Below are 258 nucleotides of genomic sequence, written 5' to 3' on the forward strand. Positions count from 1 at the left end.
CGTCCGGGAAGATGTCGGCGTGGTCGTACTCGAGGTTGTTGAGGATGGCCACGCGCGGGCGGTAATGGACGAACTTGCTGCGCTTGTCGAAGAAGGCGGTGTCGTACTCGTCCGCCTCGACGACGAACTCGCGGCCGGCGCCGAGGCGGGCGGAGACACCGAAATCCTCGGCCACCCCGCCGATCAGGAAGCCGGGCTGGCGGCCGGCGGCTTCCAGCAACCAGGTCAGGATCGTGGTGGTGGTGGTCTTGCCGTGGG

1 protein-coding gene is annotated in these 258 nt (G+C 67.8%); it reads right to left on the minus strand.

Going from position 1 to position 258, the window contains the following annotated elements; translation table 11 throughout:
* A partial coding sequence (locus tag SB753_RS38870) for a Mur ligase family protein (protein WP_410805389.1) occupies positions 1 to 258 on the minus strand: 258 nt, incomplete at both ends.

It is taken from the genome of Paraburkholderia sp. SIMBA_053, assembly GCF_046534895.1.
In the GTDB taxonomy this organism is placed as follows: domain Bacteria; phylum Pseudomonadota; class Gammaproteobacteria; order Burkholderiales; family Burkholderiaceae; genus Paraburkholderia; species Paraburkholderia caledonica.